A 26,772-nucleotide genomic window follows, 5' to 3' on the forward strand; every position below is an offset into this window, starting at 1 on the left:
CACGAAGCGTTGGCCTCGGGCATCAAGTTCACCCCTCGGAAATTTTGTTTCCCGGAAAACTAGCCGGCGGCATTCGCCTGTCAACGCTTGATGCGAAGCAGGACCGATGGTGGAACGCGCGTGGCCCTATCGCGCCATGGCGTGGTATTCGTCGTTCGGCCGCATGTCGATCGCGGCCGCGACACGGTTCGACATGTTGAAGAAGGCCGCGGTCGAGGCGATATCCCAGATGTCGCGATCGCTGAAGCCTGCCTGGCGCAGGGCGGCGCGGTCGGCCTCGACGATCCTGGCCGGCTCCTCGGTCAGCTTGACGGCGAATTCGAGCATTGCCGTTTGCTTCGGCGAAAGGTCGGCGGCGCGGAAATTCATCACCATCATCTCACCAAGCAGGGGATCGCCCGAGAGCTGGCGCACCGCCGCGCCATGCGCGGTCAGGCAGTAGTAGCAGTGGTTGATGGAGGAGACGGCGACCGCGATCATCTCGCGTTCCAGCTTCGACAGGCCGGACTCGCCCAGCATCAAATCATTGTACATGTCGGTGAAGGCGCGCAATTTCTTGTCGTCGAAGGCATAGGCCTTGAGCACGTTGGGGACGAGGCCGAGCTTTTCCTCGCATTTGGCGAAATAGGCCTTTGTCGGCTCGCTCAGTTCTCCGGCGGCCAGGTCTAGCGCGGTGATTTTGCCGGTCATCGTGTCATTTCTCCTCGTCATGCGAAGCCTTGCCGCCGAATTCCGAGAATTCTTGGCAAGCCGTCAAACCTTTGTCGCCAAACAGCGGTCATCTGCTACCATAGTCGCAAAAGCATGCGACGGGAGGGAAGAAGCGTCATGGCCAGCGTAAAATCCGCAGCTAAGTCGAAGAAGAAGGCACCTGCGGCAAAGGCCGATGACAGACCGGCCAGGCTCGCCGATTACCTGCTCGCCCGCGCGCCGGCGGAGGATATCGCCGCCTATGACGTGGCCGACCTCGAGCGTGCCGCCGATCTCGCCGGCCAGGCGGTCGCCGCCCACAAAAAGGGTGAGTGCGTCGTCGCCGTCGACGCCGATTCGGGCGTGGTTCGCGAAGGCCGTCCGGTGACCGTCATCACGGTGGTCAACGACAACATGCCATTCCTGTTCGATTCCATCCTCGGCGAGGTTACAGAAACCGCCGGCGAACCGACCCTGGTCACCCATCCGGTGATTACGGTCCGCCATGGCAAGACGGGTGTCGACGAAATCCTCGGCGATGGCAATTTCGCCAGGGATGACGGCAGCCACGACCGGCTCAGCGTGATCCATGTCCATATTCCCCGGCTGACGCCCGAACAAGCAAATGGCCTGGCCGAGCGGCTGCGCAAGATGCTCGGCCAGGTCCATGCCGCCGTCAACGACTGGCGGCCGATGCTGGCCCGGCTCGATCAGGCCATCTCCGAATTCCGCTATTCGGCGGTGCCGCTTGACAAGAAGAGCGTCGCCGAGGCGATCGCCTTCCTGGAGTGGCTGCGCGACGACAATTTCACTTTCCTTGGCATGCGTGAATTCAAGTACACCGGCGGCGAGGAAAGCGGCAATCTGGAGCGGGCCGAAAAACCCGGCCTCGGCATCCTGACCGACCCGGACGTGCTGGTGCTGAGACGCGGCACCGAGGCGGTGACGACGACGCCGGAAATCCGCGCTTTCCTGCACGGACCGGAGCCGCTGATCGTCACCAAGGCCAATGCCAAGTCGCTGGTGCACCGGCGCATCTATCTCGATTACATCGGCGTCAAGACCTACAGCGCCAAAGGCACGTTGGCGGGCGAACTGCGCATCGTCGGCCTGTTCACCTCGACCGCATACACGCGCTCGGTGATGAAGATCCCGTATCTCAGGTCCAAGGCCGAAACCATCATCGCCAAGTCGGGGTTCGACCGCCACGACCACTCCGGCAAGGCGCTGATCAACGTGCTGGAAAGCTATCCACGCGACGAGCTGTTCCAGGTTCCGGTGCCGATCCTGCGCAAGCATGCCGCTGCCATTCTGGGCCTGGTCGAGCGGCCGCGCGTGCGGGCGCTGGTGCGCGTCGACCAGTTCGACCGTTTCGTCTCGATCCTCGTCTTCGTGCCGCGCGACCGCTACGACAGCGTCGTGCGCGAGAAGATCGGCACCTATCTGAAAACCGCGTTCGAGGGCCGGCTGTCGGCCTATTACCCGGCTTTCCCGGAAGGCGGGCTGGCGCGCGTGCACTTCATCATCGGCCGCTCCGGCGGCAAGACGCCGAAGGTCGAGCAGGCAACGATAGAGGCGGCGATCCGAGACATCGTGCGCACCTGGGAAGATGCGCTTGCCGATGCGGCCGAAGCCAGCGGCAGCGACCCGGCGTTGAAAGCCATCGCCGCGCGGCTGCCAGAGAGCTACCGGGATACGTTCAGCGCTGGCGTGGCGCTGGCCGATGCCGGACGAATCGCCAAGATCAGCGCCGGCAATCCGATCGCCATCGATTATTACCGCCATGCCGAGCAGAAGCCGCACCAGGCGGCGCTGAAGATCTATCACCATGGCAGCCCGGTGGCACTGTCGCGGCGCGTTCCGGTGCTGGAGAACATCGGCTTCCGCGTCATCAGCGAGCGGACTTTCGAAGTCGGCGACGACCAGTCGGGCATGGTCTTCATCCACGACATGGAACTGGAGAACAGCTACGGCAAGCCGATCGACCTCGCCGACGGCGGTGCGCTGTTCGAGGACGCTTTCCTGTCGGTGTGGCGGGGCGACGTCGACAATGACGGCTATAACGGCCTCGCCCAGACCGCCGGCCTGTGGTCGGGCGAGATCACCATCCTGCGTGCCTATGGCCGTTACCTGCAGCAGGTCGGCATCCCGCAGAGCCAGGATTTCATCGCCGCCGCACTCAACCGCTATCCCGAGATCGCGCGCGGCCTGCACGCGCTGTTCATCGCCCGGCTCGGCCCGACGGCCGAAACCGAAGGCGTGGTGGCGGCAAAGCACCTCAAGGCCAAGATCAAGGATGCGCTGGAGGATGTGCCTAACATTGACGACGACACCATCATCCGCCGCTACCTCAATTTGATCGAAGCCTCGCTGCGCACCAATCATTTCGTTGCCGATACGAAAGAGAAAGGCCAGTCGCTGGCGATCAAGCTCGAGTCGCAGGCGGTCGAGGGATTGCCGGCGCCGCGGCCATGGCGTGAAATTTTCGTCTACGGCTCGGAGGTCGAAGGCCTGCACCTGCGCTTCGGCCCGGTTGCGCGTGGCGGCTTGCGCTGGTCCGACCGCGCCCAGGACTATCGCACCGAGGTGCTCGGCCTGGTCAAGGCGCAACAGGTCAAGAACGCCGTCATCGTGCCGGTCGGCGCCAAGGGCGGCTTCTATCCCAAGAAACTGCCGATGAGCGCCGGACGCGACGCGATCTTCGAGGCCGGCACATCGGCTTACAAGAACTTCGTTTCCAGCCTGCTCTCGATCACGGACAATATCGGCCTGGACGGCGTCATTCCACCGGCAGGTGTCGTGCGCCGCGACCAGGACGATCCTTATTTCGTCGTCGCCGCCGACAAGGGCACGGCAACCTTCTCCGACACCGCCAACGCCATCTCCGAAAAGCACGGCTTCTGGCTCGACGATGCCTTCGCCAGCGGTGGTTCGGCCGGCTACGACCACAAGAAGATGGGCATCACCGCCAAGGGCGCCTGGGAAGCGGTCAAGCGGCATTTCCGCGAGATGAACCGCGACATCCAGACCTCGCCCTTCTCTGTCGTGGGCGTCGGCGACATGTCGGGCGACGTGTTCGGCAATGGCATGCTGTTGTCGCCGAAAACGCGGCTGATCGCCGCGTTCGACCATCGCGACATCTTCATCGATCCCGATCCCGACATGGCGGCCTCGATGGCAGAGCGCGAGCGCATGTTCGCGCTGCCGCGTTCGAGCTGGCAGGACTATGACAAGACCAAGCTGTCGGATGGCGGCGTCATCGTTTCGCGCAGCCAGAAATCGATCACCTTGCCGGCTGCCGCGGCGGCGGCGATCGGACTTGCCAAGACGACCGCCGCGCCGGTCGAGATCATGACCGCCATTCTCAAGGCGCCGGTCGACCTCTTGTGGTTCGGCGGCATCGGCACGTATCTCAGGGCATCGACCGAGACCAATGCCGAGGTCGGCGACCGTGCCAACGACGCCATCCGCATCACGGCGCTCGACGTGCGCGCCAAGGTGATCGGCGAGGGCGCCAACCTGGGTGTGACGCAGCGGGCGCGCATCGAGTTCGGCATGAATGGCGGCCGCTGCAACTCCGACGCGATCGACAATTCGGGCGGCGTCAACTGCTCCGACGTCGAGGTCAACATCAAGATCGCTCTGGCGTCGGCAATGCGCAAGGGATCGCTGACGCGGCCGGCGCGCAACAAGCTGCTGGCCGAGATGACCGACGAGGTCGGCGGGCTGGTGCTGTCCAACAACTACCAGCAGACGCTGGCGCTTTCGATCGCCCGCAAGCGCGGCCTCGCCGACATTGCGCATCAGAGCCGCTTCATGACGGCGCTGGAAGCACGTGGCCTGCTCGATCGTGTCGTGGAAACACTGCCGTCGCCGGCAGCGCTTGCCGAGCGCGAGGCGCGCGGCGAGCCGTTGACCCGGGCCGAGCTCGGCGTGCTGCTCGCCTATGCCAAGATCGTGCTGTTTTCCGACATCGTCGCCAGCGACGTGCCTGACGATGCGCATTTCGACCGCGACCTGATGGGTTATTTCCCGGACCGGATGGCGAAGAAATACGCTTCCGAGATCCATGGCCACCGGTTGCGCCGCGAGATCATCGCGCGTGTCGTCGCCAACGATCTGGTCAATCGCGGCGGGCCGTCCTTCGTCAACCGGCTGCAGGAGGCGACGGGGCGCACTGCGGCAGATGTAGTGCGCACCTTCGCCGTGGTGCGCGATGGCTTTGCGCTGCCCGCGCTCTATCGCGAGATCGACGCGCTCGACAACCAGATCGACGGCCAGGTGCAACTCGATCTCTATCAGATGGTGAGCCGGCTTATCTATATGAGCAGCGGCTGGTACCTGAAGAACGATGCCGGCACGGCACCGCTCGGCCAGCGCATCGCCGAACTGCAGGATGCGCGCAAGGCGCTGGAGCCCAAGCTCGTTTCGCTGCTGCCGGCTTTTTCGCGCGAGCGGATCGAGGAGAAGCGGCACGGGCTGTTCAAGGCGGGCGCACCGGAAAAGCTGGCCGAGCAGCTGGCGATGAGCGAGGCGGCGGAGCTCATCCCGGACGTCGCGCTGACGGCCCGCACCGCCGGTGCCGATATCGTCGCGGCGGCCAAGGCGTTCTTCGCCGTCAGCGATGCCTTCCGCATCCCGCGCGTCGAGGATGCGGCGCGCTCGATCACGCCATCGGACTATTATGACCAGCTCGCTCTGTCCCGCGCCACCGACACGATCGGCGCGGCGCGGCGCGGCATCGCTATCGCCGCGCTTACCGGCCATGCCGAGGCGGCCGATCCGGTGGCGGCCTGGCTCGAAGCCGGTGGCGAGCGGGTGGCGCGCATCCGCGAACGGCTGCAGGCGTTGACGGAGGGCGGCGACATCACCGTGTCGCGGCTGTCGGTTGCGTCGGGGCTGATGAGCGATCTGACGGGCATGTGAGCCAGCGGTTGTCCGTTTGCATGATCATTCGAAACATGCAGACATGGCGCCCGAAATGGGCGGAGCGGACGCCGGGGGAATCACTATGGCGGTAGAGACAGTGCAGCGGGCATCCGGGCGCGGCATCTGGGGGTGGATGTTCTTCGACTGGGCGGCGCAGCCGTTCTTCACGGTCGTCACCACCTTCATCTTCGGCCCCTATTTCGTTTCGCGCATGGCGGGCGATCCAACCACTGGCCAGGCCGTCTGGGGTTATGGCATCGCCGCGGCCGGGCTGGTCATCGCGGTGCTATCGCCGATCCTCGGATCGATCGCCGACCAGACCGGGCCCCGCAAGCCGTGGATCGCGTTTTTCGCGGCGATCAAGATCACCAGTCTCACCTTGCTCTGGTTCGCCGCGCCGGGTTCCAACCTGTTCCTGGTCGTGGCGCTGTTCTCGCTGGCCTCGGTGGCAGCGGAGTTCTCCACTGTCTTCAACGATTCCATGATGCCGCGGCTGGTGCCGAAGAGCGAGATCGGCCGCATCTCCAACGTGGCCTGGGGCCTCGGTTATCTCGGCGGCATGATCGCACTGATCTTCGTCGTCACCTGCCTGGCCGGCTCGCCGGAGACCGGCAAGACGATCATCGGCATCACCCCGCTGTTCGGGCTCGATCCGCAGCTGGGCGAGGATGCTCGCGCCACAGGGCCGCTGTCGGCCGGCTGGTATTTCCTGTTCATCCTGCCGATGTTTTTCTTTACGCCCGACGCCATCAAGGGCATCCCGGTCGGGCCGGCGGTGCGCGAGGGCCTGTCGGAGCTGAAATCGACGCTGGCCGAGGTGCGCAAGCGCGGCGGCATCTTCCGCTTTCTCGTCGCCCGCATGATCTACCAGGATGGCGTCAATGCCTTGCTGGCGCTGGGCGGCACCTTCGCGGCGGGCATGTTCCACTGGTCGATCACCGAGATCGGGATGTTCGGCATCATCCTCAATATCGTCGCCATCTTTGGCTGCTGGGTCGCCGCCCGCCTGGACACCGCGCTGGGCTCCAAGGCGGTGGTGATGATTTCGCTGGTCATGCTGTCCATCGCCACTATCGGCGTGGTCTCGACCGGGCCTGGATTCACGCTGCTCGGCCTGATCCAGCTTTCGACCTCCGATTCAGGCGGCCTGTTCGGTACGGCGGCCGAAAAGGCCTACATCATCTACGGCCTGCTGATCGGCCTGGCCTTCGGGCCGGTGCAGGCCTCGTCGCGCTCCTACATGGCGCGCAGCGTGACCGCAGCCGAATCCGGTCGCTATTTCGGCATCTATGCGCTGGCCGGTCGGGCGACCAGTTTCCTGGCACCGTTCATGGTGGCGACGATTACCGCCACCAGCGGCTCGGCCCGGCTTGGCATGGCGGCGATTATTTTGTTCCTGGCCATCGGCATGGCGATCCTGGTTCGCACGCCATATCCGGCGGATCGGCCGGAGTAGATGCTTCGATATTCACCCCACTGGCCGCCGAGCGGCAGGTTAGTGCCGGAAATGCCGTACGCCGGTGAAGACCATGGCAATGCCGTGTTCGTCGGCGGCGGCGATGACATCGTCGTCGCGCATCGAACCGCCCGGCTGGATCACGGCGGTGGCACCGGCTTCGATGGCCGACAGCAGGCCGTCGGCGAAGGGGAAGAAGGCATCCGAAGCGACCACCGAGCCCTTGGTCAACGGCTCGGCCATGCCTGCCGTCTCCGCTGCGTCGATCGCCTTGCGCGCGGCGATGCGCGAAGAATCGACCCGGCTCATCTGGCCGGCGCCGATGCCGACCGTGGCGCCGTCCTTGGCGTAGACGATGGCGTTCGACTTGACGTGCTTGGCGACGCGGAAGGCGAATTTGAGATCGGCCATTTCAGCCGGCGTCGGCGCGCGCTTCGTTACCACCTTCAGGTCGAGGTCGTCGACCACGGCATTGTCGCGGCCTTGGACCAGCAGGCCGCCTGAAACCGACTTGACCGTCGTGCCGGCCGTGCGCGGGTCCGGCAGACCGCTGGTGACCAGCAGGCGCAAATTCTTCTTGGCAGCTATGATTGCAGCAGCCTCGTCGGTCGCGTCGGGCGCGATGATCACCTCGGTGAAGGTTTTCACGATTTCCTCGGCCGCCTCGGCGTCAAGGGTGCGGTTCAAGGCGACGATGCCGCCGAAGGCCGAGACCGGGTCGCAGGCGAGCGCCTTGGCGTAGGCCGCTTTCAGCGATGTGCCTTCGGCCACGCCGCACGGATTGGCGTGCTTGATGATGGCGACGGCGGCCGAGCGATTGGGATCGAATTCGCCGGCCAATTCGAAAGCGGCGTCGGTATCGTTGATGTTGTTGTAGGATAGCTGCTTGCCCTGCAGCTGCCGCGCCGTGGCGACGCCCGGCCGTTTGTCGCCATTGACGTAGAAGCCGGCGCCCTGGTGCGGGTTCTCGCCGTAGCGCATCACCTCGGCCAGCCTGCCGCCGAAAGCGCGCCAGGTTGGATGCTCGATCTCCAGCGCCTCGGCGAACCAGCCCGAGATCGCCGCATCGTAGGTGGCGGTGCGGGCGAAGGCCTTCGCCGCCAGCTTCTTGCGGAAATCCAACGACAGAGAGCCGATGTTCATCTCCAGCGCGTTGAGCACAGCGGCGTAATCGCCGGGATCGGTGACGATGGCTACATAGGCGTGGTTCTTGGCCGAGGCGCGGATCATCGCCGGGCCGCCAATGTCGATGTTCTCGACGATCGCCGCGTAGTCGGCGCCGGAGCGGCGGACTTCCTCGAACGGGTAAAGATTGGAGACGACGAGATCGATCGGCTCGATGCCGTATTTGCGCATCGCCAATGCGTGCTCGGGGTCGTCGCGCACGCCAAGCAGCGCGCCATGCACGGACGGGTGCAGCGTCTTGACGCGGCCATCCATGATCTCGGGGAAGCCGGTGAGCTCGGAGACGTCGCGCACCGCCATGCCGGCCTCGGCGATCGCTTTTGCCGTGCCGCCGGTGGAGACCAGCTCGACGCCGGCCGCGGCCAGTGCCCTGGCAAAGTCGATCAAGCCCGTCTTGTCGAAGACGGAGAGCAGCGCACGGCGGACCGGAACGAGGTCCGGGGCGGGAATGTTTTTGGCAGGAACGGCCATGGCTGGCGGCCTTTCATGTCTGGAGGAGCGTGCCCGCGCCGTAGCACATGAGGCTCGGAAATCAAGCATTGGCTTTTTCGCGGCATGCCATTGCCGCCGCAAGCTCAATTGTTTTCGGGATAACCGGCGATCTTTGTGCGGGTCAGCTGCCAGTGGACATCGGCAATTTCGGACGCCTTGAAGGCGAGTACGATCTGGCGGCTGCGGCGCGGACCGCCAAGACCGGCGAAATAGATCGATTCCTCAACTTCGGGCACCACTTCGCTGGAGGTGAACACCCAGGTATCGGCCTGATCGCCGGTCAGGACCAGCCGCTCCTGCTGGTCCTGCAGCAGATTGATGTCGGGGTGGATGTGAAAGCGCACGGTGATGAAATCGCGGCCATTGTTGCGGATCGCTGTGCTGCCCGGCCGCTGGAACCCGTCCCGGCCCACCAGCACATTGCCGTCCGAGGAGAGTTTCAGCTCGCGCTCATGCAGGAAGCCGAAACGCTGGAGATAGCCGTCATGACGGGCGATGAAGCCGTGGACGCCCTTCTGGTCGATGCGCTTGCACTGCACTTGCTGCGGGCCGCCGATCAACGGTGAACCCAACTGGTCGTTTACCCGCAGCGCGTGGGTGAAACGCGCCGAAGACGTGTCGTTGATGGTGGCCGTCGAATGCGCGGCGGTGGCGCGGGCCAGCGGCCGGAACTCGGCGGCGCCGTAGGTGTCGATGCCGGCATTGACGATGTAGTGCTGGCGGCCCGACGACAGTTCAAAGGCAAGGCAGCCGGCATGCGCTGCATTGGACACGTCGACCGGTGGCGGCAGGCCGGTATCGGCTATGACGGTGGTGCCGCCCATCGCCAGCCGCTCATAGCCCGAATGCGGCGCATGCAGCAGCGGTGCGCCGGCGGTGTCGTCATGGCGCAGGATGGTGGCGATGCGGTCATGGATGGTGGCGCCCATGCCGTTGAACCGGGCGAGGCTGCCGTCCTGGTGGCGGAAGAAACGCAATGCCGGCAGCATGCGGTCGATGGCACCGATCAGCGCCTGCGGCGGCGCTTCGGCCTGGTTGGCATAGGTCTGGCGCAGCGGCAGGAGGTCGGCGAGGATTTCCAGCACCGCCATTGGATTGCGCGAGATGTGACCGCCGTCGGCAAGGATCTGGCGATTGAGTTCCCCGGCGAGGTTGCGGGTGGCGCCGCGCAGCGCCGAGGCCGGCGCCGGCAGGGACAGCGCCGCGAAGGCCAGGGCGATGCGGGCGCGCAGCCGGTCCTTGCCGTCGGGCATTTCGCGCGCCATCGACCTGAGATAGCGGATCTGCATGGCCAGCGATTTCAGGAAAGCGCGGTAGAAGGGGAACTCGGCACCCTGCAGCACGATGGAGGAGTGCTGCAGCCAGGCAATGATGCGTTTGGCGGTCGTGCCTGGCTCCCAGGCAACGCCCGAAATATGATTGCCATGCATCGCGATCCAGTCCGAAACCAGGGCACGGGCGTTGGCGGCGGCAAGCTCGGTGCCGGCGGCGCGCATATGGCGCAGCCAGCGGAAGCCATGCAGCGTTTTCTGCCAACCGTGATTGGGGACATTAATCTGGAAAGGGGATTTGCCGCCGGTCTCGACCAGGTGGCCGGACAGGGGATAACGGCCGTAGTAGATCTCGAGCGCGATCTGCGGATCGGCGAGGCGCAGGTCCGGCGGTGCGATCAGGACACGTTCGGGCGTGCGGCCCGAATAGCGCCAGCGATAGATCGGCCCGGCGCGCAGGCGCCGGCGCGTCTTGCACCAGAACTCCTTCGCGACCAGCGTCCACAGACGCGTCGTGTTGCCGGCAGCAAGTGCCAAAACCCCTCCTGGTCGTCCTCTATCCCAAGCACAAGCTTATATGATTCAAGAACTTATGCGAAGGCGGATTTCGCCTCGGTAAGGCGCGCAACGGGCCGTGGCCGGGTCGCCCCTAAAAAAGTCACGTCTTTTCCGGGCCATACAGCCGGTTTTCCTGCGACTTATGTCTTCTTGCGGCGGCGGCCAAACGCGCTGGGCCAACAGTTTTCGCGGTCCCGAAAGGGCCGCGGAACGCGGAAGGCATCGCCGATATAGACCCTCGTCGCGACCGTTCGATCGAATCGGTAGCCGCCGCAATTGCCTCGCGAACAGGATGCGCGGCTGAAATGGCGTGAGCAGATGGAGGTCGGTTTCCTATCCATAGGAAGGGGCCGAATGATAAGGTATTCTCCGGCCAAGGTCGAACCGATCCAGGTGATTGAAATGTCGGTATCAACGGATGAGCAGGCATTTCCGGACACCCCGCCGGTTGCCCTCACAGCTGACGGCAAGCTGCTGTCGACAATGCCGAACAGGCTCGGATACCTTTCCGCGACCGACCCGTCCGTCGGCATTGAAGCCATCCGGCATCTTTATGCGACCCAAGGCTATGTCTGGCTGAAGGGCCTTTTGCCCCGCAGGGAAGTGATCGATTTTCGTGGCTGGGTGCTTTCCCATCTTGCCGAGAGCGGGCTTTTGGAACCCGGGACGGATCCCTCGCTCGGCATCGCTTCGGATCGTGCCATCGACCGTCAGCTCGCCGAGCGCCGGCTGATGTCGGTGGTCCGGTCAACCGGCTATGAAGGCTTTTGCGCGCAGCCGCGCCTGTCGCGCTTGATGGACGCTTTCGTGGGCGGCCTATCCTATCTGCACAAACGCAAGATCATGCGCTTCACCTTGCCTGGAACGGCCACCGCGACGCCGGCGCATTACGATCTCGTCTATCTGCGCGGAGGCACCGACCGGGTGGTGACGACCTGGATACCGATCGGCGACACGACCATCGACATGGGCGGCCTGGTCTACCTGGAGGGATCACACGCCGTCGGCGCCGCCCTGGAGGGACAGTTCAACAAGGACAATTCCGCTCTCAGTCCGCAGGAGCGCATCAGTGCCTATAATCGCAACATGAGTGAGGGCGGCTGGGTGTCGAAGGACCTGCCCGATATGGCGGAGCGGTTCGACACGCGCTGGCTGATGGCGGATTTCGAAGCGGGCGACATCGTCCTTCACTCGCCCTACATGATCCATGCCTCGACGACCAACCAGAGCCTCGATGGGTTGATCCGGCTGTCGACCGATATCCGCTACCAGAATGTCGACGACGAAATCGATGCCCGCTGGGGCAATCATTGGAGCCTTGATGACATGCTTTAGAGTGGTACAGCGTTTGATGGGATCGCCGACCGTTCTAACTCTTTGTTATCACGCAATTCCGGACGGAAAACCGTTACACGCTTTTCCCGGGATTGCTTTAGCCGGCACGCCGCATGCGGGCCGCGTAGAAGCCGTCGAGGCCGGAAATCGCGGGTGCGCCCAGCACCATGTCGGCGGGCGTGGTGCGCAGCGCGCCATCGGATGTGAGGAACGGGTCGAGACAGGCAAATTCACCCGGCCGGATCGGATCGGTGGTCACCCCCGGATTGTCGACCAGGAAGGCGCGGTAGAGTTCCTCGCCTTCCCGCGGATCGAGCGAACAATTGGAAAAGACGATCCGGCCGCCGGGCCTGACCAGCATCACGGCGCGGGCGAGCAGCCTGCGTTGCAGGTCGGCGAGTTTTTCGACGTCCGCCGCCGTCTTGGTCCACGGCACGTCGGGATGTCGCCGAACGGTGCCGGTCGAGGAACATGGCGCGTCGAGAAGCACGGCGTCGAACAACTCCGCCGGCTCGTATTTGAGCAGATCGGCCTGGACGATTTCGGCGGAGAGGCCGAGGCGCGCAAGGTTCTGCGTCAACCGCGCCAGCCGGTTCTTCGAAGTGTCGACGGCGGTGACCTTGGCACCGGCGAGAATGAGCTGCGCGGTCTTGCCGCCGGGCGCAGCGCAGAGATCGGCGACGCGCAATCCGCTGACATCGCCGAACAGCCTTGCCGGCAAGCCGGCCGCCGCGTCCTGGACCCACCATGCACCCTCCGCGAAGCCCGGCAATTCGGTGACAGCGCCGGCAAGCTTCTCCACCCGAACCGTGCCCGTCGGCAGGACAATGCCGCCAAGCTTTTCGGCCCAGAGTTCGGGATCGGCCTTGACCGAGAAATCAACCGGCGCCTCGTGGCGGTGGGCAGCCAGGATCTGCCGGGCCTTCTCGGCGCCATAGGCGGCCTTCAGCCGGTCGGAAAACCATTTCGGCGCTTCGTCGGTGGCGGCAAGCGCGGCCGGAAGCTCGGATTCCTTGGCCCGCGCGAGCGTGCGCAGCACACCGTTGACCAGGCCGGAAAAGCGCTGCGTGCGAGGATCGGACTTGGCGTGGGTCACCGCGAGGTCGACGGCGGCGCTGTCGGGAATATCGAGGAACAGGATCTGCGCCGCCGCCACATGCAGGATATGCGACAAGGCGGTTGCGTTGGGCGGCAGCGGGTTTTCCAGGCGCCGCGCCAGGAGCCCCGCTATGGTCATGCGGTAGCGCAGCGCGGTGACCAGTATGGCGCGCACCAGGCCACGGTCGCGCAGATCGAGCGCCTTGTATTGCGGATGGCCGTTCTCGTGATCGGTCAGGCCGTCGAGCGGCGTGCGGGCGTCGATGACGGCGGCCAGAAGCCGTGCCGCCGCCTTGCGCGCGGCCAGGCCGGCAACGAATTCGCCGCCGGCGTTGTGATCCTGATCGCCTGGAACCGTGCGTCGAGGTGCCCTGCCCGCGACACTCACGACCACCGGCCCTTGGGTCCGGTCGGATTGCGACCCCACGGATTGGATTTTGGGCTGGCCGGCCCGGTCGCCGGTTCTGGCGCGGTTGGCTTGCCCCACGGTCCGGTCATCTCCGGCTCGTCAGCCTGCGTTGACATCGGCGCTTGGCGCTGCGTGGCTGGCGGAGCGCCTTCTCCCATCCGCTGTGCCATCGCCTGCAGCGCGGCGATGCGGTTGTCGGTGCTCGGATGGGTGGAGAACAGACTGTCCATGCGCTCGCCATGCAGGGGGTTGATGATGAAGAGATGCGCCATCGCCGGATTGCGCTCGGCATCGGGATTGGGAATGCGTTCGGCCCCGCGGGCGATCTTGTCAAGCGCGGAGGCCAGCCACAGCGGGTGTCCACAGATTTCGGCGCCGCGCCGGTCGGCCTCGTACTCGCGAGTACGGCTGACCGCCATCTGCACGATCATGGCGGCGAAGGGCGCCACGATCATCGCCGCCAGCACGCCGACAAAGCCGAACGGATTGTTGTTTTCGCGGCTGCCGCCGAGGAAAAAGGCGAAATTGCCGAGCATCGAGATGGCGCCGGCAAAGGTGGCGACGATGGTCATGGTCAGCGTGTCGCGGTGCTGGACGTGGGCGAGCTCATGCGCCATCACGGCGGCGACCTCCTCATGGGTCAGCCGCTGCAGCAGGCCGGTGGAGGCGGCGACCGCCGCGTTCTGCGGATTGCGGCCGGTGGCAAAGGCATTCGGTTGCGGATTGTCGATCAGATAGGTCCTGGGCATCGGCAGGCCGGCCTGTTTGGCCAGCGCCTGGACGATGGCGTAATATTCCGGCGCGTTTTTCTCGTCGACCTCGACGGCGCGATTCATCGACAGCACCATCTTGTCGGCGTTCCAGTAGCTGAACAAATTGGTGCCGGCGGCAATGACCAACGCGATCATCATGCCGCCCGAACCGCCGATCAAAAAACCGACGCCCATGAACAGCGCCGTCATGGCGGCGAGAAGCATGGCGGTGCGAATGGTGTTCATCGTCTGCTCCTGTCCGGATGGTGGTGAAAAAGGCTCGATCCTCGTGAGGTCATCGCTATATGATGGGAAACGCCCGTTCCCGTTTCAATCCACTGGAAATATCGCATGAACGACGAAACCAGTAAAACGCCGCCCGGCCCGGACGATGGCACGCCGCCACGGGAGCTGACGCCCGCCGCCCGCCGCGCGCTGCAGGAAGCCGAGGCAAGGCGGCAGGACTACCGCCGCAAGGAAGCAGCACTTCCGCGGGAGATCGGCGGCCGTGGCGGCAAGGAGCCCGGCCGCTATGGTGACTGGGAGGTCAAAGGCCTGACCAGTGATTTCTAGCGACTGATCTCAAGCAGCGTTGCGCTGCGGCTCGAGCGCAACCCAGCCTCGCTCGTCGACGGTGATGCCGATTGCGTCATAACCTGATATCGCGGCGTGCTGTGTTGCCAGGGGGTGCTGGTGCGTGGCGTTGATCACCATGACCGAAGCGCCCGCCGCCTCCGCCGCCGCGATGCCGGCCGGGGCGTCCTCGAACACCAGGCAATCGCGCGCGTCGAAGCCAAGGCGTCTTGCGCCGAGCTGGAAGCAATCTGGCGCCGGCTTGCCGCGGGAAACGTCCTCCGCCGCGACGAGGACCGCGGGGACGGGAATGCCGGCGACCTTCATGCGTGCAAGCGCCAACGAGCGTGGCGCCGAGGTTACGATCGCCCAGCGCTCCGGCGGCAGGGAATTGAGGAATGCCACGGCGCCGGCGATCTGGACGATGCCGTCGAGATCGTCGGCCTCGGCCTTCAGCAGCAGATCCGCTTCGTGTCCCGGGTCGACGCCCGGAAGCGCCAGGGCGGTGATGGTCTCGATCGCCCGTACGCCGTGGATCGTCGGCAGGAAGGCCGCGACATCGAGGCCGTGGCGCCGCGCCCAATCGCCCCAGACCCGCTCCGCCGAGGCGATGGAATTGATGAGCGTGCCGTCCATATCGAAGAGGAAGGCGGCGAATTTTCTGCCAGCAAACATGATTTTCCTTGAAGTGCGGGGGAGGGGTCGAGGAGGACGCAACCGTAACGCCAAGGCGGTGACATGGAAAGGCGCGCGAGCGCATTTGGGGAAAGGCGCGCGAGCGCATTTGGGGCGCGATCCAGGGAACCACCGTCACCTTGCAACGTTTCAAACGTACAATTCCCACCACGCGAACCAAGGGACGACGCCCATGCTGATACGCCTCGGCTATGAGATTGCCATCGAGTGCGCCGAGGCCACTCCGGTGATTTCGCTGCTCGAGATTCACAAGGACAGGCAGGCCGACATCAAGCGGCAGACGCGTGTCCTGACCTCGCCTTCGGTGCCGACCAGACTCTATCATGACCTGCACGGCAATGCCTGCCGCCGCTTCACTGCGCCGGCCGGCGGCTTTCGCATCCTTTATGACGCGGTCGTGGAGGACAGCGGCGAGACGGATGAGGTCAATACGCTGGCCCGGGAAATGCCCGTCGCCGAGCTGCCCGACGAGGTGCTGTTCTATCTCCTGGGCAGCCGCTATTGCGAGACGGATCATCTGAGTAACCTTGCCTGGCAGCTCTTCGGCCATCTTCCTTCCGGCTGGGCGCGGGTGCAGGCGATCGTCGACTATGTCCATAACCGCCTGTCCTTCGGCTACGGCTATGCCCGTTCGACCCGCACCGCCGCGCAAGCGCACGAGGAACGTGTCGGGGTGTGCCGAGACTTTGCCCATCTGGCGATCACGCTCTGCCGCTGCATGAACATTCCGGCGCGCTACGTGAACGGCTACCTCGGCGATATCGGCGTGCCGGCGGATCCCGCGCCGATGGATTTCTCGGCCTGGATGGAAGCCTTCCTGGACGGCAAGTGGTATACGTTCGACCCGCGCCACAACCGGCCGAGGACCGGTCGCGTCGTCATTGCGCGCGGCCGCGACGCCACCGACGTACCCTTGCTGCACAGTTTCGGCCCGCACCGGCTGAGCTTGTTCAAGGTATGGACCTACGAACAGGAAGGCAGGCTGTTCAATCCACCCTATCACGGCATCGACAGGACGGTCAGCGCGCGGATGCTGGCCTAGCTGCGTTGATATTCAGGTGAGGCCGGGCTGCAAATGGCTTGGCCTGACCTGAATCTCAACACACCTGGCCGGGTTTGTGCCTCGACATGCTTCGCAATCCTGGGACAGTTGGCCCGCTTCGGGACAGAGATGCTGTGCCGCAACAAGACGTCGCCAGACACCGGACCAGCACTTCGGTCTGGGCATGGTAAGCGTCCGGTAAAGACGCGCGCGGATACACGCTGACGTTTACCGACCGTTCACCTCCTTACCCCGTGAAAATCCAATAAAAGCAATGTTCTGCTGGTGAATTCCCGATCGCGGATCGGGTCGCCTCCCGTTCCGGCTGGAATCCTGCATTGTCCCCGATGCGGCGACGAGGCCGAGGCAAGTGGAGGCTGTTGGATGCGGAATTACGGGGGTCTTGTTCACGCGGTCGGCGGCTTCGCCAGAGACCGCAGTGGAAATTTCGCGGTCCTGTTCGGCTTTGCTGCCTCGGTCTTGGCGCTGGCCGCAGGCTTCTCGGTCAATATCACGCAGCTCTACAACGCCAGATCGAGCCTGCAGGGCGTGCTCGACGCGGCAGTGACATCGACGGCACGTGACCTGACCACCGGCGCCATCAAGGAGGCCGACGCAAACAAATCCGTGCAGGCCCTTCTCGACGCCAACGGCGCGGCGGGCATTCTGCACGCTGGCCAGATCGTGCTCGACAAGCTGATCGTCGACAGGACCGCCAACACGGTCCGGGCGAATGCCCACGTCGATGTCGGCCTCTATTTCCCGTTGTTCAGCACCGGTGACATGCAGCGCGTCGGCGCTTCCACCACGGCGCTCTATTCCGACAAGCAGATAGAGGTGGCCATGATGCTCGACATAACGGGATCGATGGCCAGGCGGGGCAACGTCAACAAGATCGGCGATCTGAAAGTCGCTGCGACGAACGCCGTCAAGACGATGCTCGAGAACCAAGACCCGAAGACCCCCCGCGTCCGTGTCGCGATTGTGCCCTATGCATCTGGCGTGAACGCCGGAAAACTGGCCGAAAACGTCTATGCCGAGAAGCAAGGGAGTTCTGAACTACCACCCGTCGCCGGCAGTTCGCTTCTCGTTGCCAAGACGGGCAAAAATCTGCTGCCGTCCTTCAGCGACTACGTCTCCATTGTTGGGGCGGCCATGCCACACCCGGATAATTGCGCTACAGAGCGCAAGAATAAGAACGGCGATGCCGACTTGAGCGCCGATGGCCCTGACACGGTTCGCACAGACAGGAACGGCAAGAAATATTATGCCCTGGTAAATCGGGACGATCATCTCAGCGACCAGGGAATGAACAAGTGTCCTGACGCGCAAGTGATCCCGCTGACCGCGGATTCGGAGGCATTGCTTGATTCGATCGACGACTTCCAGGCCGATGGTTATACGGCCGGCGCGATCGCCATTCAGTGGACCTATTACATGCTGTCGCCGCAATGGCGCGCTGCGATCGAGAATGCCGGTCTCGGCAACGGCGCTTCGAACGCCGATGCGAAGAAGGTCGCCAAGGTTGCGATCCTGATGACCGATGGCCAGTTCAATACCGCCTTCGCGGGTGTTGCTGGGAGATACAACAGCCAAGGCAACCTTGCGCGCGGCAATGCTGAAACGCTGTGCGGCAATATGAAAAATGACGACATCGAGATTTTCACCATCGGCTTCGACCTCAACGATAAGGATATGTCGGCAACCGAGAGGGATCAGGCAAAGGCGGTGCTAAAGGATTGTTCTTCGAAAGACGCCTCCGCCGCCGACAGACATTACTTCGAGGTGTCCACCGGGCTGGAATTGGATAATGCCTTTCAGGAAATCATCCGCAACACCGAAAAGGTCGTACTGACCCAATAATCCGTGAAAAGGAAAAGGCCGCCGCTTCTTTCGAAGCCGGCGGCCTTCCGTGTTTCCGTCCATGGCGCGGCTCAATGGTGGTGACGCTTACGTCACCGACCGCGCATCTCGCGCCTTAACGGGAAGACTGCTTCCCGAAAGTGCAATCCGCTGAGCCCACGTTCTGGAAAACGAAATCACTCGACATCGGATCACCTCCTTTCGATTTGTTGAACACACACTCATGATGGGGTGCGTTGCAGCAAATGACAAGATGCCGGGTGGAAAAAGCGTGACGTGCTTGCGATCCGCGGCCCAAAAGGACAACATCGCGTCATCGACCGCGGGGAAGGGCATGGACGCCACCGAAAGAGCTGTGCGCATCGTTCGAACGGTAGTCGAGGCGATCAAGCCCGGCTTCGCGGTCAGGCTGTGGACCGGCGAGCGGATCGGCCTCGCCACCGGCCCCGTGCTGATCATCAACGACCACGATATTGTCTGGCAGATCGTTCGCCGACCGTCCCTGTCGACCCTTATCGAGATGTGGATTTCCAAGGCAGTCGACATCGAGGACGGATCGCTGTTCGATTTCTATGCCCTGCCTTCGACGGGCAAGCTGCGGTCGAAGCTGAAGGCGTTGCCCAAACGGGCGCTCCTGCGTGACTTGCCGGCGGTGCTGTTTTCGAGAAAGCAGATGGCGTCGCGGGTCGATCTCGCGGGGCGCAACCCGTTCGTCAGCGGCTCCAGCAAGGAGGCGATCCAGCATCACTATGACATCTCGAATGCCTTTTACGGGCTCTTTCTCGACGAGCGCATGGTCTATAGCTGCGGGTATTTCCAGGATTTCGCAAACGGCATCGACGAAGCGCAGGTCGACAAGCTCGACCATATCTGCCGCAAGCTTCGGCTGAAGCCCGGCGAAAGATTGCTCGACATCGGCTGCGGCTGGGGCGCGATGCTGATCCACGCCGCGAAAAACTATGGTGTCGTCGGACACGGCGTCTCGCTGTCGCAAGCCCAGACCTCACTAGCGCGCGAGCGCATTCGCGCCGAGGGTCTGGAGGACAAAATCACCATCGAGATAAAGTCCTATGCGGAGCTCACCGGCACCTTCGACAAGATATCGTCCATCGGCATGTTCGAGCATCTGGGCCTGGCAAACCATGCCGCTTATTTCTCCGCTGTCCACCGGCTGCTGAAACCGGGCGGCATCTATCTGCATCACGCCATCACCAGGCGCAGCAAGGGCGACGTCAAGAAGACCCTGCGCAAGGGGCCGGAATACAAGGCGCTGATCAAATACATCTTCCCGGGTGGCGAACTCGACACGATCGGCATGACATCAAGCAATCTCGAAGCACACGGCTTCCTCGTCTATGATGTCGAGAATTTGCGCGAGCACTATGCCCGCACCTGCAGGCTGTGGGCCGAGCGTCTGCAGGCGCGGTTCGACGAGGCGATCGCCGAGGTCGGCGAAGCCAAGGCGCGGCTGTGGCTGCTTTACCTGAGCGGCTGCTCCATCACCTTCGAACGCGCCTCGGCGCAGATATTCCAGACTGTCGCCACCAAACGCGCGCGAGGCCCGAGCGGCCTGCCACCGACGCGGGCGGATCTTTATCGATAGGCTTGGGCCGGAAGGTCAGACGAACCGCATCGGCGCGCCGGTCTCGACACGACCCGGCCGGTCGACGGTGCAGTAGACGCCGAGATTGTGGGCGTTGTGGCGGACCAGATTGCGCAGGATGCCCGGATCATCGTCGAAACCGTCCTGGGAGATGATGGTGAAGCCGCAGCGGCGGCACGGCTCGGAGATGGTCAGGACGAGGTCGCCGATGGCGAGCTTCTTGCCGATCCATTCGGTTTCGGGAAACGAGCCCTCGACCGAGGCCATGTCGACGACGATGTTGGGACGGAAGCGGCGGGGATCGGCGGCTCCCTCCGGATGGAGCGCCTCCAGCCGTGCCAGCGAGGCCGTGGTCAGGAGATGGATCGGCGCCTTGCGGTAGCGCTCCGCGGTCAGCGGCCCGGCATAGCCGGCCGCGTTCTCCCCGCGGAACGGCCGGATCGAGGCGCGGAAGCCGAGATACGCCGACACGACGCGGTCGCATTCGGGGCCGGGGGCGGCGAGCCAGTCGCCATCGGGGACGGCGATTTCCAGTTCGCTGTCGCGGCTCAGCCGGGTGCGGATGCGCGGCACCTTGTGCCACTTGGCGTCGCGATCCGGCCGGGCGATCTCATTGTCCGAGGCATCGACGAGGCCGAACAGGCGGTCGCCCTCGACGCCAACCGGTCCAACCAGGATGGTGTCCCGGCGCTCGCCGGCGAGCGAACTTGCCGGATAGCGCCACAACTGGGTGACGGTGCCCAATGCCGCGTCTTCCCGCATCAGCCCTTCTTGTTCTGCCTGTTGGCAACGAGGTCGTCGACCACGGCCGGATCGGCAAGCGTCGAGGTGTCGCCGAGCGCGGAAAAATCATCCTCGGCGATCTTGCGCAGGATGCGGCGCATGATCTTGCCCGAACGCGTCTTGGGCAGGCCCGGCGCGAACTGGATCTTGTCAGGCGTGGCGATTGCGCCGATCTCCTTGCGGACATGGGCGACAAGCTCCTTGCGCAGATCCTCGCTCGGCTGCCCGCCGGCCATCAGGGTGACGTAGCAATAGATGCCTTGCCCCTTGATATCATGGGGATAGCCGACGACGGCGGCCTCGGAAACCTTGTCATGGCTGACCAGGGCCGATTCGACCTCGGCCGTGCCCATGCGGTGGCCGGAGACGTTGATGACGTCGTCGACGCGGCCGGTGATCCAGTAGTAGCCATCGGCGTCGCGGCGGCAGCCGTCACCGGTGAAGTATTTTCCTTTGTAGGCGGAGAAATAGGTCTGCACGAAACGGTCGTGATCGCCATAGACGGTGCGCATCTGGCCGGGCCAGGAATCGGTGATGCAGAGGTTGCCGTCGGCCGCACCGTCCACCACCTTGCCCTCGCTATCGACCAGCTGCGGCTTGATGCCGAAGAAGGGCCGTGTCGCCGAACCCGCCTTGAGGTCGGTGGCGCCCGGCAGCGGCGTGATCAGGATGCCGCCGGTCTCGGTCTGCCACCATGTATCGACGATCGGGACCCTGCCGTCGCCGACGACGTTGAAATACCACTCCCAGGCTTCCGGGTTGATCGGCTCGCCGACCGAGCCCAGCACGCGCAGCGACTTGCGAGAGGTCTTCTTCACATGCGCGTCGCCGGCACCCATCAGCGCGCGCAGCGCCGTCGGCGCGGTGTAGAAGATGTTGACCTTGTGCTTGTCGATGACTTCCCAGAAGCGCGACTGAGAGGGGTAGTTCGGCACGCCTTCGAACATCAGCGTGGTGGCGCCGTTGGCGAGCGGCCCGTAGACGATGTAGCTGTGGCCGGTTACCCAGCCGACATCTGCGGTGCACCAGTAGATGTCGCCGTCATGATAGTCGAAGACATATTGGTGCGTCATCGAGACATAGACGAGGTAGCCGGCGGTGGTATGCAGCACGCCTTTCGGCTTGCCGGTCGAGCCCGACGTGTAGAGGATGAACAGCGGATCCTCCGCCTTCATCTTCTCCGGCTTGCAATCAGACTTAACCGTCGCGACTTCGTCGTGATACCAGACATCGCGTCCCGGCGCCCAGCCGATCTTGCCGCCGGTGCGGCGCACGACCACAACGGTCTTGACCTTGACATGGTGCTTGGCGGCGATGTCGATCGCCTTGTCGGTGTTTTCCTTGAGCGGAATAGGTTTGCCGCCGCGCAGACCCTCATCGGCGGTGATGACGAAGGTCGATTCGCAATCGACGATGCGACCGGCCAAGGCGTCCGGCGAAAAGCCGCCGAAGACGACCGAATGGATAGCGCCGATACGCGTGCAGGCCAGCATCGCGTAGGCCGCCTCCGGGATCATCGGCATGTAGATGGTGACGCGGTCGCCTTTCTTGACGCCGTGCTTCTTCATCACATTGGCGAGCCGGCAGACGTGCCCGTAGAGTTCGTTGTAGGTGATTTTCTTGTCGTCGTAGGGGTTGTCGCCTTCCCAGATGATGGCGGTCTGGTCGCCGCGCTTCTTCAGGTGGCGGTCGATGCAATTGTACGAGACATTGGTCTGGCCATCCTCGAACCACTTGATCGAGACCTTGCCGTCGAAGGAGGTGTTCTTGACCTTGGAGAAGGGCTTGAACCAGTCGATGCGCTTGCCGTGCTTGCCCCAGAACTTGTCCGGGTTCTTCACGCTGTCGGCATACCATTTGAGGTAGGTGTCATTGTCGATCAGGGCGTTCTTCTTCCACGCCGGCTGGACGCGATGGACATGAACCTCGGACATTTCTTGGCTTTCCTCCCGAACCAGTCCGCCGGCTTGAAACGCCCGCGGGATCGCGGCGACGCAGCCGCGAATTCGGCGGCATTATTACCAGTTCCGTCGCGACGGCAACATTAGACGTTGGATTCGCGCGGCGGGATGCCGCAGGGGCGCTTTCCGGAACTGTCAGCACTCGACGTGGTTCGCTGCTAACCGCATGTTTTTACCCGAGAAGTTCCCTTTGAGACCAACAAAAATCAATAGACAGTTAAGTACCGGCGCGCACAATTGGCAGCTGGGAGGAAAGGAGAATCAACCAGGGGACCACCCAAGGGGACCATAATGCGCGACCATCTTGAAATGGACCTGATGCTCAAAGGCTACGGTCTGACCACGGCCAAGATTCTTTATCATTTTCCCGACCACCCGCATCTCCTGCAGAGCTTCGTCTGGCAGGACTACGACATCGCTCCGAAGTTTCCGGTGCTGATCGGGTTCATCGAATTCTGGAAAGCCAAGCTCGATGGGCCGCTGCATTCGGTGCTCTACACGCACCAGAAGCTTATCGCGCCGAATGAATGGCGCAAAGTGGATGGCGAGTTCGTGCTGCATTGAGCGGTGATACAGCTGATCTCCCCCCTTGCGGGGGAGATGCCCGGCAGGGCAGAGGGGGGTGCTGTCCCGGCGACATCTCAGCAATTGTCCATGAGGCCGTTCGCCGCTAGTGGTTCTAGTCAACGCCGCGTTCCTTCACACCCCTCTCTGTCCTGCCGGACATCTCCCCCGCAAGGGGGGGAGATTGGCAGCTTCAACGCCAGCGCGGCTCAAACCGCCGGCGGGTTCAGCCGGGCGAAGCCCTCCTGGCGGCGATAGGGGAAGTACGGGTAGGGCGCGGTGACTTCGCTTGCGGCGTCGAGCTTCTTCACCTGCTCCGGTGTCAGCGCCCAGCCGACGGCGCCAAGGTTTTGGCGCAGCTGCTCCTCGTTGCGAGCGCCGATGATAACGGAGGAAACGGTCGGGCGCCGCAGCAGCCAGTTGATGGCGATCTGCGGCACGGTCTTGCCGGTTTCCTGCGCCACCGCGTCGAGCTCATCCATGACCCGATAGAGATGCTCGTCCCCGACCGGCGGCCCGAAATCAGCCGTCTCGTGCAGCCGGCTCTTTTCCGGCAGAGGCTGGCCACGGCGGATCTTGCCGGTCAGGCGGCCCCAGCCGAGCGGGCTCCACACCAGCGCGCCGACGCCCTGGTCGAGGCCGAGCGGCATCAGCTCCCATTCGTAGTCGCGGCCGAGCAGCGAATAGTAGACCTGATGCGCGGCGTAGCGGGGATAGCCGTGCTTCTCCGCCAAGCCGAGCGACTTCATCACCTGCCAGCCGGAGAAGTTGGAGGCGCCGACATAGCGCAGCTTGCCGGAGCGAACGAGGTCATCCAGCGTCGACAGCACTTCCTCGATCGGCGTGCCCGCATCGAAGGCGTGCAGTTGCAGCAGGTCGATATAATCGGTGCCGAGGCGCTTCAGCGCGGCGTCGACCGACTTGATCAGCCGCGAGCGCGAGGAGCCGTAGTCGCCCGGCCCTTCGCCCATCGGCAGCGCCGTCTTGGTCGAGATCAGCACCGCGTCGCGACGGCCCTTGATCGCTTCGCCGAGCACCTCCTCCGAGGCGCCGTTCGAATAGACGTCCGCCGTGTCGAACAGGTTGACGCCGGCCTCGAGACAGATGTCGATCAGCCGCCGCGCTTCCTGCGCGTCGCTGTTGCCCCAGGCGCCGAACAGCGGGCCGGAGCCGCCGAAGGTGCCCGCGCCGAATGAAAGCGCCGGGACTTTCAGGCCCGATGCGCCGAGACGTCGATAGTCCATTTTCTTGCTCCTGGTGGTTTGTGAAGAGGTCGAGAGGATTCGGGTGTCGGCTGGCGTCACGACCGGACGGAGACAGGCGCACCTGATGTGGTGCCACCATCGAGGTGCAGCGCCAGTCCAGCCACGGTGAGCGCCGCGAGCGGCAGCAGGGCGGCGACCCAGGTGAGCGAACCCAGTCCAAGGCCATGGGCGATGACCGCGCCGCCAAGCCAGGCGCCGGCCGCATTGCCGAGATTGAAGGCGGCGATGTTGAACGATGAGGCCAGGCTCTGGCCGGCGCCTTGCGCCTTTTCCAGCACCCACATCTGCAGCGGCGCCACTGTGGCGAAGGCGGCGGCGCCGAGCAGGCCGACATAGATCACGGCCATGACCTGGCTGTGAATGGCGAAGCTCATCGTGGCAAGCACCAGCGCCAGCACCACGAGGCTGCCGAGCACCGCCGGCACCAGCCAGCGATCGGCGATCTTGCCGCCGGCGAGATTGCCGGCGATGAGGCCGCCGCCAAAGACGAGCAGGATCGGCGATACAGCGGCTTCGCTGAAGCCGCTGATCTCGGTGAGCAACGGGGCGATGTAGGTGAAGACGGCGAAGACGCCGGCATAGCCGAGCACCGTGGTGGCGAGGCCGAGCAGGACGGGCGTGCGGCGCAGAACGGCGAGATCGGCGCGCAGATCGCTCTTCTCGGGCGCTGCCTGGCCGCGCGGCACCAGGGCGAGGATGACGGCGAAGGCCGCCAGGCCGACGGCGGTCACCGCCCAGAGGGTCGCACGCCAGCCAAAGGCTTGGCCGAGCCAGGTGCCGAAGGGCACGCCTAGGATGTTGGCGATGGTCAGGCCGGTGAACATCAGCGCGATCGCCGAAGCCTTCCTGTTGGGCGCGACCAGACCAGTGGCGACGACCGAGCCGACGCCAAAGAAGGTGCCGTGGGCGAAGGCGGTGATGATGCGGGCACCCATCAGCGTCCAGTAATCGGGCGCCAGCGCACAAGCGAGGTTGCCAATCGTGAAGATCGCCATCAGCGCCAGCAGCACGGTTTTGCGCGGCCAGTTGCCCGTGGCAATGGTCAACAAGGGTGCACCGATGACGACACCGAGCGCATAGGCAGAGATCAATTGGCCGGCGGCGGAGATCGACACGCCGAGGTCTTTGCTGACATCGATAAGCAGGCCCATGATGACGAATTCGGTAACACCGATGCCAAAAGCACCGGCGGCGAGGGCATAAAGAGCAAGAGGCATGGCGATGGTCCCATCTGTCGGCGAAGGACGCTCAGTCCGCGCCCCGGCCCTGAAGATCATGATCCGCGATGTTGTGAACCAGACTTGCCCAAGGCACACTTCTTGTGAAATAGATTCACAGATGGCCAGGCCCGACATCAACCGTTCCGGCGAGATCGAAGTCTTCGTGCGCGTCGTCGAGGCGGGTAGTTTTTCGGCCGCGGCGCGGCAGCTGCGGATGACGCCATCGGCGGTGAGCAAGCTGATAGCACGGCTCGAAACCCGGCTTGGGGCGCGGCTTGTCAGCCGCTCGACGCGCAAGCTCCAGCTCACGCCGGAAGGGACGGCGTTCTACGACAGCGGCGTGCGCGTGCTCGCCGACATGGACAAGGCCGAGCGTGAAGCCGCGGCGGGAGCCGCGCCGCGCGGCAGGCTGAGAGTTAACAGCTACGTGCCGTTCGGCCAACACCGGCTGATGGAACTGCTGCCGCGCTTTCTGGAGCGCTATCCCGAAATTTTCGTCGAGGCTGTGCTGACCGACAGCGTGATCGACCTGCTGGAAGAGCGGGCCGATGTCGCGATCCGCGCCGGGCCGCTGCGCGAATCGAGGCTGGTGGCGCGCAAGCTCGGTCAAAGCCGAATGGTGGTGGTCGCGGCACCTTCCTATCTCGAAGCACATGGCACGCCGCGCACGCTGTCCGATCTCGGGCGTCACAACATGCTCGCCTTCAGTTTCGCGCGGCATATCGACGGCTGGCCTTTTATCGATACGGCAGGCGCGCCGGTGATCACCCCGGTTGTCGGAAACCTGGCATTGACCGATGGCGAGGCGATGCGCCAAACGACCGTCGCCGGGGCCGGCATCGCCCGACTGGCGCGCTGGCATGTCGAACCCGACATCGCCGCCGGCCGGCTGGTGCCGCTGCTGGAAGATTTCAACCCCGGCGACGAAGAGCCGACGCATGCCGTCTATGTCGGCCAGGGCAAACACCTGCCGGCACGTGTGCGGGCCTTTCTCGACTTTCTTGCCGAGACCGTTCGGCTGTAATCG

At 64.1% G+C, this 26,772-nt stretch carries 19 protein-coding genes; 9 read left to right on the forward strand and 10 right to left on the reverse strand.

Annotation, left to right across the window (positions count from 1 at the left end):
• Positions 1 to 126: 126 nt before the first annotated feature.
• Entirely contained in the window at positions 127 to 690 is a 564-nt protein-coding gene (locus tag MESAU_RS05880; RefSeq protein ID WP_015315140.1) for a peroxidase-related enzyme, read from the reverse strand.
• Positions 691 to 828: 138 nt separating this feature from the next.
• On the opposite strand from MESAU_RS05880, the gene MESAU_RS05885 reads away from it, so the two are divergent.
• Entirely contained in the window at positions 829 to 5,616 is a 4,788-nt protein-coding gene (locus MESAU_RS05885; protein WP_015315141.1) for an NAD-glutamate dehydrogenase, read from the forward strand.
• Positions 5,617 to 5,701: 85 nt separating this feature from the next.
• Complete coding sequence (locus tag MESAU_RS05890) at positions 5,702 to 7,075, forward strand: MFS transporter (protein WP_015315142.1); 1,374 nt, start codon at positions 5,702 to 5,704, stop codon at positions 7,073 to 7,075.
• Positions 7,076 to 7,114: 39 nt separating this feature from the next.
• Here the strand turns inward: MESAU_RS05890 and purH are convergent, their stop codons facing one another.
• Both purH and MESAU_RS05900 read right to left on the reverse strand, forming a co-directional pair.
• Complete coding sequence (gene purH, locus MESAU_RS05895; RefSeq protein ID WP_015315143.1) at positions 7,115 to 8,731, reverse strand: bifunctional phosphoribosylaminoimidazolecarboxamide formyltransferase/IMP cyclohydrolase; 1,617 nt, start codon at positions 8,729 to 8,731, stop codon at positions 7,115 to 7,117.
• Between the two features lie 104 nt (positions 8,732 to 8,835).
• Positions 8,836 to 10,560, reverse strand: a complete 1,725-nt coding sequence (locus MESAU_RS05900; RefSeq protein ID WP_015315144.1) for a heparinase II/III family protein — start codon at positions 10,558 to 10,560, stop codon at positions 8,836 to 8,838.
• A 423-nt stretch (positions 10,561 to 10,983) separates the two neighbouring features.
• Here MESAU_RS05900 and MESAU_RS05905 point away from each other — a divergent pair, with 423 nt between their 5' ends.
• Positions 10,984 to 11,916: a phytanoyl-CoA dioxygenase family protein gene (locus MESAU_RS05905; protein WP_041163645.1), complete on the forward strand. Its 933-nt coding sequence runs from the start codon at positions 10,984 to 10,986 to the stop codon at positions 11,914 to 11,916.
• Positions 11,917 to 12,013: 97 nt separating this feature from the next.
• Here the strand turns inward: MESAU_RS05905 and MESAU_RS05910 are convergent, their stop codons facing one another.
• Together MESAU_RS05910 and htpX are read right to left on the reverse strand one after the other, a co-directional pair.
• A complete protein-coding gene (locus MESAU_RS05910; protein ID WP_015315146.1) occupies positions 12,014 to 13,402 on the reverse strand; it encodes an RsmB/NOP family class I SAM-dependent RNA methyltransferase in 1,389 nt (462 codons plus the stop codon).
• Positions 13,399 to 14,421, reverse strand: coding sequence for a zinc metalloprotease HtpX (gene htpX / locus MESAU_RS05915; protein WP_015315147.1), 1,023 nt, complete (start codon positions 14,419 to 14,421; stop codon positions 13,399 to 13,401). The genes MESAU_RS05910 and htpX overlap by 4 nt, the downstream gene beginning before the upstream one ends.
• Before the next feature lie 105 nt (positions 14,422 to 14,526).
• On the opposite strand from htpX, the gene MESAU_RS05920 reads away from it, so the two are divergent.
• Positions 14,527 to 14,748 carry a DUF1674 domain-containing protein gene (locus MESAU_RS05920; RefSeq protein ID WP_015315148.1) on the forward strand — a complete coding sequence of 74 codons (222 nt, stop codon included), beginning with the start codon at positions 14,527 to 14,529 and terminating at the stop codon, positions 14,746 to 14,748.
• A 9-nt stretch (positions 14,749 to 14,757) separates the two neighbouring features.
• Here MESAU_RS05920 and MESAU_RS05925 read toward each other — a convergent pair whose 3' ends face one another.
• Positions 14,758 to 15,423 (reverse strand): HAD-IA family hydrolase, encoded by a 666-nt coding sequence (locus MESAU_RS05925; RefSeq protein WP_015315149.1) that lies wholly within the window; start codon positions 15,421 to 15,423, stop codon positions 14,758 to 14,760.
• Positions 15,424 to 15,616: 193 nt separating this feature from the next.
• Between MESAU_RS05925 and MESAU_RS05930 the strand changes: the two genes are divergently transcribed.
• The 3 genes from MESAU_RS05930 (at position 15,617) to MESAU_RS05940 (ending at position 19,952) form a co-directional block, all read left to right on the forward strand.
• Positions 15,617 to 16,486: a transglutaminase-like domain-containing protein gene (locus tag MESAU_RS05930; protein WP_015315150.1), complete on the forward strand. Its 870-nt coding sequence runs from the start codon at positions 15,617 to 15,619 to the stop codon at positions 16,484 to 16,486.
• Positions 16,487 to 16,870: 384 nt separating this feature from the next.
• Positions 16,871 to 18,349 carry a TadE/TadG family type IV pilus assembly protein gene (locus tag MESAU_RS05935; RefSeq protein ID WP_015315151.1) on the forward strand — a complete coding sequence of 493 codons (1,479 nt, stop codon included), beginning with the start codon at positions 16,871 to 16,873 and terminating at the stop codon, positions 18,347 to 18,349.
• Positions 18,350 to 18,683: 334 nt separating this feature from the next.
• On the forward strand, positions 18,684 to 19,952 hold the full coding sequence (locus MESAU_RS05940) for an SAM-dependent methyltransferase (protein WP_015315152.1): 1,269 nt from the start codon (positions 18,684 to 18,686) through the stop codon (positions 19,950 to 19,952).
• Positions 19,953 to 19,967: 15 nt separating this feature from the next.
• On the opposite strand, the gene MESAU_RS05945 is transcribed toward MESAU_RS05940, so the two are convergent.
• Together MESAU_RS05945 and acs are read right to left on the reverse strand one after the other, a co-directional pair.
• Positions 19,968 to 20,714, reverse strand: coding sequence for an MOSC domain-containing protein (locus MESAU_RS05945; RefSeq protein ID WP_015315153.1), 747 nt, complete (start codon positions 20,712 to 20,714; stop codon positions 19,968 to 19,970).
• Positions 20,714 to 22,669 carry an acetate--CoA ligase gene (gene acs, locus MESAU_RS05950; RefSeq protein ID WP_015315154.1) on the reverse strand — a complete coding sequence of 652 codons (1,956 nt, stop codon included), beginning with the start codon at positions 22,667 to 22,669 and terminating at the stop codon, positions 20,714 to 20,716. The genes MESAU_RS05945 and acs overlap by 1 nt, the downstream gene beginning before the upstream one ends.
• A gap of 318 nt (positions 22,670 to 22,987) precedes the next feature.
• On the opposite strand from acs, the gene MESAU_RS05955 reads away from it, so the two are divergent.
• Complete coding sequence (locus MESAU_RS05955; RefSeq protein WP_015315155.1) at positions 22,988 to 23,260, forward strand: usg protein; 273 nt, start codon at positions 22,988 to 22,990, stop codon at positions 23,258 to 23,260.
• Positions 23,261 to 23,469: 209 nt separating this feature from the next.
• On the opposite strand, the gene MESAU_RS05960 is transcribed toward MESAU_RS05955, so the two are convergent.
• Entirely contained in the window at positions 23,470 to 24,504 is a 1,035-nt protein-coding gene (locus tag MESAU_RS05960) for an aldo/keto reductase (protein WP_015315156.1), read from the reverse strand.
• A 56-nt stretch (positions 24,505 to 24,560) separates the two neighbouring features.
• Positions 24,561 to 25,742, reverse strand: coding sequence for an MFS transporter (locus MESAU_RS05965; RefSeq protein WP_015315157.1), 1,182 nt, complete (start codon positions 25,740 to 25,742; stop codon positions 24,561 to 24,563).
• Between the two features lie 121 nt (positions 25,743 to 25,863).
• Here MESAU_RS05965 and MESAU_RS05970 point away from each other — a divergent pair, with 121 nt between their 5' ends.
• Positions 25,864 to 26,769 (forward strand): LysR family transcriptional regulator, encoded by a 906-nt coding sequence (locus MESAU_RS05970; RefSeq protein ID WP_015315158.1) that lies wholly within the window; start codon positions 25,864 to 25,866, stop codon positions 26,767 to 26,769.
• The last annotated feature ends 3 nt before the right edge of the window (positions 26,770 to 26,772 follow it).

This window comes from Mesorhizobium australicum WSM2073, assembly GCF_000230995.2.
Lineage (GTDB): Bacteria > Pseudomonadota > Alphaproteobacteria > Rhizobiales > Rhizobiaceae > Mesorhizobium > Mesorhizobium australicum.